Source organism: Enterococcus sp. DIV0712 (assembly GCF_050554855.1).
GTDB lineage: Bacteria > Bacillota > Bacilli > Lactobacillales > Enterococcaceae > Enterococcus > Enterococcus faecalis.
Genome location: NZ_CP187333.1, coordinates 1350856 through 1366439, shown reverse-complemented (window position 1 = coordinate 1366439; position 15584 = coordinate 1350856). Strand labels below are relative to the sequence as shown.

Sequence of the window (15584 nt, the reverse complement as noted above, 5' to 3'; positions counted from 1 at the left end):
GCGAACGCGAAAGGAGCTAATTGAATGGCCTATAAGTATCTCGTGATTGTAGAATCACCTGCCAAAGCCAAAACAATTGAAAAATATCTAGGAAGAAACTACAAGGTGGTTGCCAGTGTTGGTCACATTCGCGATTTACCAAAAAGTAAAATGGGGATTGATATTGAAAATAATTATGAACCTCATTATATTTCGATTCGCGGAAAAGGCGATGTCATCAAAAGTTTAAAAGCGGCTGCAAAAAAAGCTGAAAAAGTCTATCTCGCAGCCGATCCGGACCGAGAAGGTGAAGCAATTGCTTGGCATTTAGCTTATCTTCTTGGCCTTGATTTAAAAGATAAAAACCGTGTGGTATTCAATGAGATCACTAAAGAAGCGGTAAAAGCGGCATTTAAAGAACCTAGAACCATCAACGTTGATTTAGTTGATGCACAACAAGCACGGCGCATTTTAGACCGTTTAGTTGGATACTCGATTAGTCCTATTTTATGGCGTAAAGTAAAAAAAGGTTTGAGTGCTGGTCGTGTGCAATCTGTTGCTTTAAAAATGATTATTGATCGAGAAAATGAAATTCGAGAATTTAAACCTGAAGAATATTGGAGCATTGATGGGAATTTCCAAAAAGGTCGCAAGAAATTCAAAGCAAATTTCTGGGGCGTAGATGGTAAAAAGAAAAAATTACCAAATGCAGAAGCGGTGAAAGAAATCACTTCTCGAATTGACGGTAAAGATTACGATGTTACAAAAGTTGAGAAAAAAGAACGGAAACGTAATCCTGCATTACCTTTTACAACCAGTAGTTTACAACAAGAAGCGGCACGTAAATTAAATTTCCGTACCCGTAAAACCATGATGGTTGCGCAACAATTGTATGAGGGAATTGCTTTAGGTAAACAAGGCACTGTGGGGCTGATTACCTACATGCGTACAGACTCAACCAGAATTGCCGATTCTGCCAAAGCAGAAGCTGCTGAATTCATTGAAAAGACCTACGGAGATGAGTTCTCAGCACATGGCGGCCGCAAAGCAAAAAATACGCAAGGTGCACAAGATGCCCATGAAGCGGTTCGTCCGTCAAGCGTTTTAAGAACACCTGATGAAATGAAGAAGTATTTAGATAAAGATCAATTAAAATTATATACTCTTATTTGGTCGCGCTTTGTTGCTAGTCAAATGACACCAGCGATTTTAGATACCATGAAGGTCACGCTTCAACAAAACGGCGTAACGTTTATTGCCAATGGCTCCAAAGTGAAATTTAAAGGGTTTATGCAAGTATATGTTGAAGGACGCGATGATGGTAAAGAAGACAAGGAAAATATTTTACCTGAATTAGTGGAAGGTGACGTTGTTAAATCGGTCGATATCGAACCGAAACAACACTTTACTCAACCACCGGCTCGTTTTAGTGAAGCCACGTTAATCCGGACTTTAGAAGAAAATGGTGTGGGCCGACCATCAACGTATGCGCCAACATTAGAAACCATTCAACGGCGTTATTACGTGAAGCTAACCAATAAACGGTTTGAACCAACGGAATTAGGTGAAATTGTGAATTCCCTAGTTTCAGAGTTTTTCCCACAAATTGTCGATACACATTTTACAGCGACAATGGAAACGGACTTAGATAAAGTCGGTGAAGGCCAAGAAAAATGGGTTGAAGTTGTCGATCGCTTCTACAAGCCCTTCGAAAAAGAATTAACAAATGCCGAAGAAAAGATTGAAAAAATCCAAATTAAAGATGAACCAGCAGGTTTTGACTGCGAACTATGTGGACATCCAATGGTGATTAAACTGGGTCGCTACGGGAAATTTTATGCATGTAGTAATTTCCCAGATTGTCGAAATACAAAAGCGATCGTTAAAGAAATTGGCGTGACGTGTCCTGTGTGTCACGAAGGACAAGTTATCGAACGCAAATCAAAGAAAAATCGGATTTTCTATGGCTGTAGTCGGTACCCAGAGTGTGACTTCACTTCTTGGGACAAACCAGTAGGCCGACCATGTCCAAAATGTGGGCAATATTTAGTAGAGAAAAAAGTTAAAGGCGGCAAACAAGTCGTTTGTATCAATGGCGATTATGAAGAAAACGTCCAAAAATAAGAAAAATTGAGACCGAAGAATTTACTTCGGTCTTCTCTTTTAGTAAAATGAATTGAGTTTGTAAGAGACAGCTCTTAACTTCTTGACATAGAAAGGAATTTTTATACATGACAAAAAAAGTCACAATTATTGGTGCCGGTTTAGCCGGAAGTGAAGCGGCATGGCAAGTGGCCAATGCTGGCGTACCAGTTGATTTATATGAAATGCGCCCTGTCAAAAAGACACCAGCGCATCAAACAGAAAATTTTGCAGAGTTAGTTTGTTCTAATTCATTACGTGGAAATAGTTTAACCAATGCGGTAGGTGTTTTGAAAGAAGAAATGCGCCGTTTAAATTCAATCATTATTGGTAGTGCAGATCAAACCGCTGTACCAGCTGGCGGCGCCTTAGCAGTTGACCGTGATTCTTTTTCTGAAACAATCACTGAAAAAATTAAAAGTCATCCATTAATTACAATCAAAAATGAAGAGATCACCGATATTCCGGAAGGGATTGTAATTATTGCAACGGGTCCTTTAACCTCTGAAAGCTTATCTCAAAAAATTCAAGAATTTAATGGTTCTGAAGGCTTTTATTTTTACGATGCAGCAGCACCAATTATTGATAAATCAACAATTGACATGGATAAAGTTTATTTAAAATCTCGCTATAACAAGGGGGAAGCGGCTTACTTAAATTGTCCGATGACTGAAGAAGAGTTCAATGCTTTTCATGAAGCGCTAGTCAATGCAGAAGTGGTTCCTTTACGCACGTTTGAAAAAGAGAAGTTTTTCGAAGGCTGTATGCCCATCGAAGTAATGGCGCAACGTGGCATTAAAACCATGTTGTTTGGCCCAATGAAACCTGTCGGACTAGAAGACCCTAAAACAGGTAAACGCCCGTATGCTGTAATTCAATTACGTCAAGACAATGCTGCAGCTTCTTTATATAATATTGTTGGTTTCCAAACGCATTTAAAATGGGGCGAACAAAAACGAGTATTCCGTATGATTCCAGGATTAGAAAATGCTGAATTTGTTCGCTATGGCGTCATGCATCGTAATAGTTTTATGAATTCTCCAGAGTTGCTAAAACCAACCTACCAATCAAAAAAACGTGACGATCTGTTTTTTGCTGGACAAATGACTGGTGTTGAAGGATATGTTGAAAGCGCGGCAAGTGGTTTACTTGCAGGTATTAACGCAGCTCGTCTTGCCAAAGGGGAAGAGCCGATTGAATTCCCTCGCGAAACGACTTTAGGAAGTATGGCTTATTATATTACACATGCAGAAGGCAAACATTTCCAACCAATGAATGCAAACTTTGGGCTTTTCCCAGAGTTACCTGAACGAATTCGTGACAAAAAAGAACGCTATGAAGCAATTGCTAATCGGGCCTTAGATGTCCAAGCTCAAGTTATCCAATCTTTAGACTAAATTAGAAAAAATATGAGAAAAGACCGAGCATCATTGCTAAGAAATGCGATGATACTCAGTCTTTTAATTTTTAGAAAAAAATAACAAAAGCTAAAGAATAGTTAAAATTGTGAACATATTTAGAAATATTGATTAAATTCTGACAACTTAATTGTCTTTTGAAAAAGGTTATGCTAAAGTTACTTTGTAATCGAATGAGGAGGGCTATCACATGGAAGAAAAGAATTGGCCTGAGTTATTTGCTCGTTATCTTATTGTCGAAAGAGGCTATTCAGAAAAAACAAAAAAAGCATATCAAGAAGATATACAACATTTTTTTTCGTTTTTAAAGACTTCAGGTAATGACAATTATTTGACTGTGGAACATTTGGATGTTCGGGCTTATTTGAGCGAATTATACGATCAGGAATATAGCCGCAATTCGATTAGTCGAAAAATTGCCAGTTTGCGTTCTTTTTATCAATTCTTATTAAAAAATGAAGCAATCCAAGAGAATCCTTTTTCCTATGTTCATATGAAAAAGAAACAGTTACGGTTACCCCGTTTTTTTTATGAAAAAGAAATGGATGCATTATTTGAGAGCGCACAAGGCGAGCAACCGCTTGATTTGAGAAATCAAGCGTTGCTAGAAGTTCTGTATGGGACTGGTATTCGGGTCAGTGAATGTGCGAACTTAACGGTGGACGCAGTTGACTTTCAAGCTTCTGTTTTATTGGTTCACGGAAAAGGAAATAAAGATCGCTATGTGCCTTTTGGTTCATTTGCACAAGACGCCTTAAAGGATTACTTAGAGAATGGCCGCGCGCTATTAATGACAAAATATCAAAAAAAACATCCGTATGTCTTTGTTAATCATCATGGTGAACAAATCACGCCAACAGGGATTGAATATGTCTTAAACCAACTAATTAAAAAAAGTTCATTAAATGCGGAAATTCATCCCCACATGTTACGCCATACATTTGCGACACATTTATTAAATAATGGCGCCGATATGCGGACAGTTCAAGAATTATTAGGACATGCTAATTTATCAACAACTCAGATATATGCGCATGTGACAAAAGAAAGTTTACAAAAAAATTATCGAACGTTTCATCCTCGTGCATAATGGAGGTAAACGTCTAGGAGGAACAATAATGGTTGAATCACAATTTCACTCTACAACAATTTGTGCAGTCGAAAAAGATGGAAAATTTGCAATGGCTGGTGACGGCCAAGTAACAATGGGCGAATCTGTCGTTATGAAAGGTACAGCCAAAAAGGTGCGCCGTATTTACAATGATGAAGTCGTTGTCGGTTTTGCAGGAAGTGTGGCAGATGCCTTTACATTAGAAGAAAAGTTTGAAGGAAAATTAAATGAATACAACGGAAACTTAACGAGAGCTGCGGTTGAGTTAGCCCAAGAGTGGCGAACACAACAGTCTATGCAAAAATTAGAAGCTATGCTGATTGTGATGAATAAGGAAGAAATGCTCTTAGTTTCAGGAACTGGGGAAGTCATCACACCAGACGATGGTATTTTAGCAATTGGTTCAGGCGGTAATTTTGCTTTGTCCGCTGCAAGAGCCATGAAAAACTTTGGCGATAAAGAAATGCCAGCGAAAGAGATTGCTAAAAATGCCTTAAATATTGCTGCAGATATCTGTGTATTTACGAATCATAATATCATTGTAGAAGAATTATAAGCGAGGGAAAATCCATGAATGAATTAAACAAAACACCAAAAGAAATAGTCAAAGAACTAGATCAATATATTGTTGGACAGCAAGCTGCCAAAAAATCAGTGGCGGTAGCTTTACGTAACCGCTATCGTCGCTTGCAATTAGAAGAAAATATGCAACAAGATATTACGCCTAAAAACTTACTAATGATTGGACCAACAGGTGTTGGTAAAACTGAGATTGCTCGTCGTCTCGCAAAAATTGTCAATGCGCCTTTTGTAAAAGTTGAAGCAACCAAATTTACAGAAGTAGGCTATGTCGGTCGGGATGTCGAATCAATGGTTCGGGATTTAGTAGAAAATGCGATCCAAATTGTTGAAAAACAACAATACAGTCGCGTGTATGCGCAAGCGTTAAAAAAGGCCAATCAACGTTTAGTCAAAGTATTAGTGCCTGGAATTAAAAAAGAACAAAAACAGGCTGGCGGTAATCAATTTGAACAAATGATGAACATGTTTAACATGGCTCAGCAACAGCAAGAAGCACAAGAAGAAGTAACGGAAGATATTCGAACGAATCGCCGAACAATTTTGGAACAGCTGGAAAAAGGTCTATTAGATAATCGTGAAGTAACAATTGAAATTGAAGAACCGAAGAAAACGATGCCAGCTATGAACAATGGCCTAGAACAAATGGGTATCGACTTAAATGAAACGTTAGGCGCTCTGTCACCAAAGAAAAAAATCGAACGTACTGTAACGGTGAAAGAAGCACAAGAATTATTAGTGAAAGAAGAATCAGCAAAAATTGTCAATGACGCTGATATCCATAGTGAAGCTATTCGTTTAGCTGAATCAAGCGGAATTATTTTTATCGATGAGATTGATAAAATCACCTCTAAAAGTCAACAAAATTCGGGCGAAGTCTCTCGTGAAGGAGTACAAAGAGACATTTTGCCGATTGTTGAAGGCTCCCAAGTTAACACGAAGTATGGTCCTTTACAAACGGATCACATTTTATTTATCGCTTCAGGTGCTTTCCACTTGTCAAAACCAAGTGACTTGATTCCAGAATTACAAGGCCGCTTCCCAATTCGAGTTGAATTAGATGATTTAACGGCGGATGACTTCGTAAGTATCTTAACTGAGCCAAACAATGCTTTAATTAAACAATATGTAGCATTAATTGGCACAGAAAATGTTTCAGTCATCTTTACAAAAGAAGCAATTGAACGGTTAGCACACATCGCTTATGATGTAAACCGTGATACAGATAATATTGGGGCGCGTCGTTTACACACAATTTTAGAACGTTTATTAGAAGATTTATTATATGAAGCACCAGATATGCAAATGGGTGAAATTACGATTACCGAAGCATATGTCAATGAAAAATTGAATGACATTGTTCAAAATGAAGATTTAAGTCGTTACATCTTATAAAAAAGGCTGGAGGAGAAAAGATGGCTACATTATTAGAAAAAACACGTCAAGTGAACGAGCTTTTGCAAAAAAATAATCTGTTTGACGTACAAGCAGAACTTCCGTACAACAAAATGGCAATGATTTTAGGGGATATTTTAGAAAGTAATGCGTATATTATTAGCAGTTCAGGGGATTTGTTGGGGTATACTGAAAAATTAGATGTTAATAATGCCCGTATCAAAAATATGTTTAAAGAGAAAAAATTTCCTCAAGGATACACCGAGGCCGTGGATATGCTCAAAGTAACCGAAGCCAATATTCCAATAGACAGTGATTTAACTGCATTTCCTTTTGAATCACGAGAGCTGTATCCGTTTGGGTTAACCACTATTGTACCTTTGTACGGTGCTGGCAAACGCTTGGGTACGATTATTTTAGCGCGTGTTGAAAAATCCTTTAACGAGGATGATTTAGTGTTAGCTGAATATAGTGCGACCGTTGTCGGCATGCAAATTTTGTATCATCAATCCAGAACAATTGAAGCAGAAGTTCGCAGTGCGACTGCCGTGCAAATGGCCATCAACACTCTTTCCTATAGTGAATTAAAAGCCGTCCACGCCATTTTTGAAGCCTTAGATGGCGAAGAAGGTCGTTTAACTGCTTCAAGTATTGCAGATGAAATAGGCATTACTCGTTCCGTAATTGTGAATGCCTTAAGAAAATTAGAATCAGCTGGCATTATTGAATCACGTTCTCTTGGTATGAAAGGGACTTATTTAAAAGTGTTAAATCAACAATTTATTAAAGAGTTGGAAAAATAAGCAATTGCTCGTATCAACTAGGAGGACAACGCAATGACTGTACAAATTGAAAATGAATTTCTAATCGCAACATTTGCTGAAGAAGGAGCAGAATTAGTAAGTTTACAATCAAAAGAAACCGGCATTGAATATATTTGGCAAGGAAATCCTGAATTTTGGGCCCGCCATGCGCCCGTACTTTTTCCGATTGTCGGTCGTCTAAAAGAAGATACGTATATGTACCAAAATCAAGCGTATCATTTAACTCAACATGGTTTTGCTCGTGATCAAGTATTTGATGTGATTGAAAAAGGTGGAGAAGAAGTTTCTTTTTCACTAAAATCAACAAAAGAAACCAAGAAAAAGTATCCTTTTGATTTTGAACTAGTGATTACTTATACATTAGAACATCAAGAATTGACTGTAAACTACCAAGTAGAAAACACAGGGAAAGAAGAGATGTATTTTGGGATTGGTGGTCATCCAGCCTTTAATGTACCTTTAGAATCTTCACTAACGTTTGAAGATTATTATCTAAGTTTTTCACCTAAAAAATCACGGACACAAATTCCCTTAGCAGGCCCGTTTATTGATTTAGCGAATAAAACGCTAGCCCAAACGAATACCAGCTTTGACTTAACGCATCAATTATTTGAAAATGATGCAATGATTTTTGAAACAAAAGGTCAAACAGCAATTACGATTGCCACAGACGAAAGTGACCATCAAGTCACTTTGAGTTATCCAGAAATGCCTTTTGTGGGGATTTGGTCACCGACGCCGAAAGAAGCGCCTTTTGTCTGTATCGAACCTTGGTGCGGGATTGCTGATGCTGTCGACGCAACTGGCCAACTTGCTGAAAAATTTGGCATCAATAAGTTACCAGCTAACGAACTATTTAAAACACAGTATATGATTAGTGTAAAATAAAGAAAAAGGCTGTGAACATTATTTGTTCACAGCCTTTTTCTTTATTTTTTTGCACGTAAGCCAAAAGAAAGGCGACTTTCTGTTCCATTTTTAATTCGCTGAATGTTTTCACGATGACGGACAAAGATAAAAGTAGTCAAAGCAATCGCAATCACGGTTAATAACCAGTTAAATGTTGGTAAAATAGCTGGGACAGTGAAAGGCAAAATAATAGTAGAAAGTGTAATTAGTACAGCGCTAATCATACTTGTTAAACTCACCATACTGGTTAGATACAGACAAATCACAAAAATAAGAGCAGAATAAATAAAAAATGTGGGGCTGTATGCTAATAACATGCCAGCGCTAGTGGCTACGGCTTTACCACCTTTGAAATTGGCAAAAATAGGGAAGGTATGCCCTAAAACAGCTGCTACCCCAAAGAAGAGCGGATTCACGCCTTGTAAACCAAACAAATAGGGTAATGAAGTGGCTAACGTTCCTTTCAAGATATCCATTAATAATACCGTAATTCCGGCAGGTTTCCCTAAGACACGAAATGTATTGGTTGTTCCTGTATTCCCACTCCCAAATTGGCGTATATCTTTTTTAAAGAAAAGTTTACCAATCCAAACACCTGAGGGAATCGAACCTAATAAATAGGCAACAAGTAACAAAATGACGATTTTCATCAAGTTAACCTCTTTCTTATTCAAACTAGGATTTATTTTATCATGAATAGAAAAACGGAACAACGTCTAATAACTAAAACAAGAAAAGTTTTTCTTTTGCTTGAGGAAGCGTTGACAAATGGCTGATAACCGTTATAATAAATGTGTGTCATTAGACAAAGACGTCTAATCACTGGTTTGAAAATTAGTTATCAACGAAGATACAATATATATGTACTTATGAAGTGTCAGGGAAAGAGGTGCGAATCCTCTACAGACCTACCTACTGTATGGTGGATGAAACCAATAAGACCACAGATTATTCTGGAAGGATTGGGAGTAAGAAGAAGCTAAGTCAGGATACCGGCTTGATAAGTCTAATCATTCTTTTGTAGGAAAAAGAAGGGGCTTTGAAGATAACTGGCTGAGTATATCATTAGCATAGTTAAGTGACTGCTTTTTTTCTATTGGAGAAAAAAGTGGTTTTTTTGTATTGTTTTGACGTTGAGACAAAGGAGGTTCATTTCAGAAAATTTTCCCCAAAATAAAATAGACGAATGCGAGGATGAAAAAATGAAAAAATTTACTTTAACAATGATGACTTTAGGTTTAGTAGCAACACTTGGCTTAGCAGGGTGTGGTAAACAGGAAAAGAAAGCAACTACCTCTTCTGAAAAAACAGAAGTAACGTTACCAACCAAAGACCGTAGCGGCAAAGAAATTACTTTACCCAAAGAAGCAACCAAAATTATTTCCCTAGTGCCATCAACAACAGAAGTGATTGAAGACTTAGGTAAAACCGACCAATTAATCGCAGTTGATACTCAAAGTAGCACAATGATGACTGATTTAAAAAAATTACCACAAATGGATATGATGGCTGTCGATGCAGAAAAATTGATTGCCTTGAAACCACAAATTGTTTATGTGAATGACATCAATTTAGCTAGCTCAGAAAGTGTTTGGAAACAAGTGGAAGATGCTGGAATTACAGTCGTTAATATCCCCACTAGTACAAGCATCAAAGCAATCAAAGAAGACGTCCAATTCATCGCGGATAGCTTATCTGAACATGAAAAAGGACAAAAGTTAATCAAAACAATGGATCAAGAAATCGACGAAGTAGCCAAAATTGGGAAAACTATTAAAAAACCAAAAACTGTTTTGTTTGAAGTGGCTGCCTTACCAGACATTTATAGTTTTGGTAATGGGACATTTTTAAATGAAATGATTGAAACAATTGGGGCAAAAAATGTTTTGGCAAATGAAAAAGGCTGGTTACCAGTGACAGAAGAAGCGGCCATTGCTGCAAAACCAGAAGTCATTTTAACCAATGTTAACTATATGAAAGATCCCGCCAAAGAAATTTTAGCTCGTAAAAACTGGGAAAGCGTTCCAGCAGTTCAAAACAAAGAAGTTTTCGAAATTGATAACATGTCTAGCTCTTTACCAAATAACCACATTACCAAAGCATTAAAACAAATGGCAAAAGCTGTTTATCCAGAGGAATACAAGGATTTAAAAGATGAGTAAAAAAACGTGTCTCATACTGATGCTCTTGATCAGTATGAGCATGCTCTTTTTGGGTATTAAAATTGGAAGTGTTCAGATTTCGTTAACGGATTTGCTTCAAATTTTAGTGAAAAAGACGGTTTCAGAAGACGGGATTTTAGAGGGAATCATCTGGAATGTTCGGTTACCGCGTGTCGTGATGGCCTATCTCGTGGGCGCAGGCTTAGCAGTAAGTGGCACGGTGATGCAATCGCTCTTAGGTAATCCTTTAGCTTCTTCGTATACTTTGGGCGTATCAGCGGGAGCATCCTTAGGCGCTGCGTTAATCATGGTAACTGGAGTAACTGCTTCGATCTTAGGGGCATTTTTATTGCCTTTAACTGGTTTTATCTTTGGCTTAGCAACGGTCTTTTTAGTTTTGTTATTTACGCAAACAATGGATAGTCAAATGTCCAATCAAACAGTTGTTTTAGTAGGAATGATTATGACCTTGTTTGTCGGTGCTATTTTGACGTTGATTACAGCACTTTTCCAAGATTATTTGAAACAATTAGTCTTTTGGCAAATGGGTAGTTTTTCTGGCAGTAATTGGCAAAAAATTGCTATTTATTGTCCAATCTTGCTTGTCAGCAGTCTGTTTCTTTGGTTTGATGCCAACGCATTGGATGTTCTTGGCTTAGGAGAAGAACATGCGATGTTATCGGGAGTAGAAGTCAAAACAGCAAAACTACGCATTATTCTTTTGGCTAGTTTACTAGCAGGAAGTGCGGTTTCATTTGTCGGTGTGATTGGTTTTGTTGATTTAATAGCACCACATATTGTCCGTCGCTATTTAGGGGCGACTCATCGCTGGCTGATTCCCGGTTCAGCAATCTTAGGTGGGACCATCATGGTAATAGGGGACACAATTGCTCGCACGATTTTATCACCAAGAGAAATTCCCATCGGGGCCGTAACAGCCTTGATTGGAGCGCCATTCTTCTTGTATATTTACTTTAAAAAAAGGGGCGTTGCTGCATGATTGAATTAAAAGAAACAGCTGTAACGCTCCAACAAACCCCCATTTTAAAAGATATTTCCCTCGTTTTTCCGACAGGTAGTAAAACTTGTATTTTAGGTCCAAATGGTTGCGGTAAAACGACACTTTTAAAAACGATTGCCGGACTTGTCCCTTATAGTGGTTCTGTTTTAATTGATGGTCAAGAAGTTCATGGACAAAAGCGGAAGGAATTGGCAACGAAAGTAGCGATGATGAGTCAATTCACGACAGTTGCTTTTGATTATACGGTTTACGAAACAGTTTTGATGGGGGCGTATCGACAACAAGCACAACGTTTTTTACCGATTGTTTCTAAACAAGAAAAAGAACGAGTCCTTTATTATTTAGAACGCACGGGTTTATTGCCTTTAAAAGATAAAGTTGTCAATCAGCTTTCAGGAGGACAACAACAACGAGTATTTTTGGCTAAATTATTTGTACAAGATCCAGAAATTATTTTATTGGATGAACCCAATAATCATTTGGATATTCGGTATCAACAAGAATTGATTCAGCAGTTAAATGAGTGGAGTGCGCAAGAAGGGAAAACGTTAATCGGGGTGTTTCATGATATCCGTTTAGCGTTAACGCTAAGTGAAAAAATTGTGTTTATGAAGCAAGGGAAAGTGGCCGCGCAAGGTGATTTTCAAACGTTGGCTTCCAAAGAATTTTTACAAACGATTTTTGAAACAGATATTGTCTCCTATTTTCAGAAACAACATAAAGTTTGGGAAACTATTCAATAATTTTGACAAGTTTTTTGGAAACAGGTAAGATAAAGGCAAAGAAGCAGAAACACAATGGCGTGTTTTAACAAATCGGCAAAGGAGCCCAAGACTAAGTACGTGATGGTACTTGCTTTGGGCTCCTTTTTTATGGAGGTAGCGATGAAACGAATCATTTTAATGGGAGCTATCGGTTGTGGCAAAACCACGTTATGTCAAGCTCTGCAAGGTAAAGAATTAATTTATGATAAAACACAGGCGGTGGAATTTCATACAGAAATGATTGATACACCAGGCGAGTTTATTTTGCATCGACAATATTATAATGCGTTAAACGTCACAGCGGCAGAAGCAGATGTGATCGGTTTGGTTCAAAGTGCTGTAGAAACACAACAAGTTTTTTCACCAGGATTTGGTAGTATTTTCCCGAAAGAAATCATTGGTATTTTAACCAAGATTGATTTAGCACAAGATTCTCAGCAGTTAGATATTGTTCGGCAACAATTAAAAAGTGCGGGTGCAACAAGAATTTTTGAAATTTCTTCTGTTGAAAAAATTGGCTTGCAAGAATTAGTAGATTATTTAGAGGAGGATGAAGCAGAATGAAAATTTATACAAAAACTGGCGATAAGGGAATGACGAAATTAGTCGGCAGCTCAACCGTCGCTAAGGATTCTGATCGAGTTGAAAGTTATGGAACGATTGATGAATTGAATTCTTGGGTGGGCTATATTATCAGCCAACTTCCACAAGAAAATCAAGAAATTAAAGAAGAACTAGAAGCTTTACAACATTTACTTTTTGATGCGGGAACAGATTTGTCAACACCGATTGAAGCACAACGACCATTTAAATTACAAAAGGCAAGTGTGCATTGGCTAGAACAGCGGATTGATTTCTACACTGCACAATCACCAGATATTGATCGTTTTATTTTACCTGGCGGAACCCCAGCAGCCAGTATGGTTCATGTGGCTCGGACGATTGCACGGCGCGCAGAACGCATCATTGTTCGTTTAAATTGGACAGCCAAAATTAACGAAGAGGTATTAATTTTTACCAATCGTTTATCAGATTATTTTTATGCGTTGGCTCGCTATTTAAATGTTCAAGCACAACGACCTGATGTTTTTTATGAACGAAGCGAAAAGGTTTTCCATAAAATTAAAGAAGATGGATTGTAAACAGTTGCTTTTCTAAAAAACTTATGGTAAATTTCAGATAGATTAAACGAATATTTTATGAAAAATATGAATGGAAGCCAGTGAGAATCTGGCACGGTCCCGCCACTGTGAAGAAGCAAGGTTGCTTTTAAGTCAGGTCTTTTCATTTTTTCATTATTGGGCATGCTGTTTCGAGGCAAAACAGGATGTTTCTTAACAACGCTTGTGTTGAAAATCCAGCCCAAGATATTTGTATTAATCCAATTAATGGCACGAGGAAGTGCTTTTGGGAATTTTGGGCTGGTCTTTCAATGTTGAAGGAGATTTCAGGTACAATGACGTACTGCTATATTCCCTTTTTTTATTGACAATTAATTAAAGGCGTTGTACTCTATGGATAAGGTTTCGTGTACAATGGCGTATACATAAGGAAGCAAAGACGCTTCAGACAGATGATTTTTCGTTTGTTTGAAGTGTCTTTTTGTATTTTATTAAGGAGGAATTGAGATGAAAACAATTCATTTCCCTACCGAACTATGGGTAGGAGAAGGCGCATTAGCCAATTTGGAAACACTTCATGATAGACGTGTTTTCATTGTCACAGATCCATTCATGGTTGACTCTGGATTTGTGAATGAAGTGACAAAGCATTTAACAAAAAGTGAATGGCAAATTTTTAGTGATATCATCCCCGATCCACCAATTGATAAGATTGCTGCGGGAATTAAGCAGTTAGCGACATTTCAAGGAGATACGATATTAGCTTTAGGTGGGGGATCCGCTATTGATGCGGCCAAAGCAATGAAATTTTTTGGCAAACGTACTTTGCAAACTCAGATTGCTGAGTTTATTGCGGTTCCTACAACTAGTGGAACTGGTTCAGAAGTTACGAATTTTTCAGTGATTACGGTTGCAGAAACTGGCACCAAAATCCCGCTTGTAACAGATGAAATTCAACCAGAAATTGCGATTTTAGATACAAATTTAGTGATGAGTGTGCCACCAAAAATCACAGCGGATACAGGAATGGACGTCTTAACGCATGTTATTGAAGCTTATGTTTCAACAGAAGCAAATCCGATTTCAGATGCGTTGTGCGAAAAAGTCGTTCGCTTAGTATTCGACAATTTAGAAATAGCCTTTAATGAGGGTAGCAACCAACAAGCCCGTGAAAATATGCATTTAGCTTCATGTATGGCAGGGATGGCGTTTAATGTTACTTCGTTAGGCTTGAATCACGGTATTGCTCATGCGGCCGGTGCGCGTTTACATGTGCCACATGGACGAATGAATGCAATGCTCTTACCGGAAGTCATTGCATATAACAGTGGCTTAGCGAATGGCAAAGTCGCCAACGAACCAACAGCTAAACGTTATGCGCAGTTAGCAAATTGTCTAAATGATACACAGACAACCAATGCACGGATTGGTGTTCAACAATTTATTCGACAAATCAAGCAACTCCGTCAAAAATTAAACATGCCTGCCACTTTTAGTGACTATGGTTTACCAAAAGAAGAAGTCCAAGCTGCAATCCCAAAAATAGCTGAAGGCACATTGATGGATGGCTGCACCAAAACAAATCCTGTCCAACCAACAGCAGCAGAAGTGACAAAAATTTTAAATTCTATCTTATAAGCGATTGACAGGATGAAATCGATAACATATAATGTGGGTAGCACAACGGCGTGCTTCAAAATTTAAGAGCAAAGAAGCTCCTTAGTAGAAAGCGAAAGTGGAACCTTTACGTTTTTTATTGAGGATTTTTTATTTGCTAAATTAAAGGAGCGAGTCTGGTTGGAAGAAAAACAACGAATGATTCAAGAATATGTTCCTGGGAAACAAGTAACGTTAGCGCACATCATTGCTAGTCCTAATAAAGAAATTTATACAAAATTAGGATTGCCAGAAGGCACCAGCAATGCACTAGGTATTTTGACAATCACTCCGAGCGAAGCGGCAATTATCGCTGTTGATATTGCGACTAAAAGCGGAGATATCCAAATCGGTTTTATTGATCGTTTTTCTGGATCGGTGGTCATTTCTGGTGACGTAAGCTCAGTGGAAGCAGCCTTACAAGCGGTGATTGAAGGTTTACAACAGATTTTAAACTTTTCTGTAACTTGTAAAATTACCAGAACATAGCGTTGAAAGGACAA

15 protein-coding genes and 2 riboswitches are annotated in these 15584 nt (G+C 37.9%); of the genes, 14 read left to right on the top strand and 1 reads right to left on the bottom strand.

Features of this window, described 5'->3' with window-relative positions:
* Positions 1-24 precede the first annotated feature (24 nt).
* From topA to IGL42_RS06535, 7 genes are all read left to right on the top strand, one after another.
* Positions 25-2103 carry a type I DNA topoisomerase gene (gene topA, locus IGL42_RS06565; protein WP_002357484.1) on the top strand — a complete coding sequence of 693 codons (2079 nt, stop codon included), beginning with the start codon at positions 25-27 and terminating at the stop codon, positions 2101-2103.
* A gap of 107 nt (positions 2104-2210) precedes the next feature.
* Positions 2211-3518, top strand: a complete 1308-nt coding sequence (trmFO, locus tag IGL42_RS06560) for an FADH(2)-oxidizing methylenetetrahydrofolate--tRNA-(uracil(54)-C(5))-methyltransferase TrmFO (protein ID WP_002357486.1) — start codon at positions 2211-2213, stop codon at positions 3516-3518.
* Positions 3519-3729: 211 nt separating this feature from the next.
* Positions 3730-4629, top strand: a complete 900-nt coding sequence (gene xerC / locus IGL42_RS06555) for a tyrosine recombinase XerC (protein WP_002357488.1) — start codon at positions 3730-3732, stop codon at positions 4627-4629.
* 28 nt (positions 4630-4657) lie between these two features.
* Complete coding sequence (gene hslV, locus IGL42_RS06550) at positions 4658-5206, top strand: HslVU peptidase proteolytic subunit (protein ID WP_002357489.1); 549 nt, start codon at positions 4658-4660, stop codon at positions 5204-5206.
* Positions 5207-5220: 14 nt separating this feature from the next.
* Entirely contained in the window at positions 5221-6624 is a 1404-nt protein-coding gene (gene hslU / locus IGL42_RS06545; RefSeq protein ID WP_002360239.1) for an ATP-dependent protease ATPase subunit HslU, read from the top strand.
* A 20-nt stretch (positions 6625-6644) separates the two neighbouring features.
* Positions 6645-7427: a GTP-sensing pleiotropic transcriptional regulator CodY gene (gene codY, locus IGL42_RS06540; protein WP_002357492.1), complete on the top strand. Its 783-nt coding sequence runs from the start codon at positions 6645-6647 to the stop codon at positions 7425-7427.
* Positions 7428-7460: 33 nt separating this feature from the next.
* The gene (locus IGL42_RS06535; RefSeq protein ID WP_002363997.1) at positions 7461-8336 is read left to right on the top strand and encodes an aldose 1-epimerase family protein; all 876 of its coding nucleotides are present in this window, start codon (positions 7461-7463) and stop codon (positions 8334-8336) included.
* A 41-nt stretch (positions 8337-8377) separates the two neighbouring features.
* On the opposite strand, the gene plsY is transcribed toward IGL42_RS06535, so the two are convergent.
* Positions 8378-9007 (bottom strand): glycerol-3-phosphate 1-O-acyltransferase PlsY, encoded by a 630-nt coding sequence (plsY, locus tag IGL42_RS06530; protein ID WP_002360243.1) that lies wholly within the window; start codon positions 9005-9007, stop codon positions 8378-8380.
* Positions 9008-9212: 205 nt separating this feature from the next.
* A riboswitch (cobalamin riboswitch) is annotated at positions 9213-9372 on the top strand.
* Between the two features lie 118 nt (positions 9373-9490).
* Here plsY and IGL42_RS06525 point away from each other — a divergent pair.
* The 7 genes from IGL42_RS06525 (at position 9491) to eutS (ending at position 15570) form a co-directional block, all read left to right on the top strand.
* Positions 9491-10519 (top strand): ABC transporter substrate-binding protein, encoded by a 1029-nt coding sequence (locus IGL42_RS06525; protein ID WP_002382345.1) that lies wholly within the window; start codon positions 9491-9493, stop codon positions 10517-10519.
* The gene (locus IGL42_RS06520) at positions 10512-11519 is read left to right on the top strand and encodes a FecCD family ABC transporter permease (protein ID WP_002394472.1); all 1008 of its coding nucleotides are present in this window, start codon (positions 10512-10514) and stop codon (positions 11517-11519) included. Before IGL42_RS06525 ends, IGL42_RS06520 begins: the two co-directional genes overlap by 8 nt.
* A complete protein-coding gene (locus IGL42_RS06515) occupies positions 11516-12283 on the top strand; it encodes an ABC transporter ATP-binding protein (RefSeq protein ID WP_002365688.1) in 768 nt (255 codons plus the stop codon). The genes IGL42_RS06520 and IGL42_RS06515 overlap by 4 nt, the downstream gene beginning before the upstream one ends.
* A gap of 141 nt (positions 12284-12424) precedes the next feature.
* Positions 12425-12868 carry a EutP/PduV family microcompartment system protein gene (locus IGL42_RS06510; protein ID WP_002365687.1) on the top strand — a complete coding sequence of 148 codons (444 nt, stop codon included), beginning with the start codon at positions 12425-12427 and terminating at the stop codon, positions 12866-12868.
* Entirely contained in the window at positions 12865-13446 is a 582-nt protein-coding gene (locus tag IGL42_RS06505) for a cob(I)yrinic acid a,c-diamide adenosyltransferase (protein WP_002365686.1), read from the top strand. Before IGL42_RS06510 ends, IGL42_RS06505 begins: the two co-directional genes overlap by 4 nt.
* A 44-nt stretch (positions 13447-13490) precedes the next feature.
* A riboswitch (adenosylcobalamin (AdoCbl) riboswitch) is annotated at positions 13491-13640 on the top strand.
* Between the two features lie 292 nt (positions 13641-13932).
* Positions 13933-15063, top strand: coding sequence for a 1-propanol dehydrogenase PduQ (locus tag IGL42_RS06500; RefSeq protein ID WP_010710366.1), 1131 nt, complete (start codon positions 13933-13935; stop codon positions 15061-15063).
* Between the two features lie 159 nt (positions 15064-15222).
* Positions 15223-15570, top strand: a complete 348-nt coding sequence (eutS, locus tag IGL42_RS06495) for an ethanolamine utilization microcompartment protein EutS (protein ID WP_002345864.1) — start codon at positions 15223-15225, stop codon at positions 15568-15570.
* Positions 15571-15584: the final 14 nt, after the last annotated feature.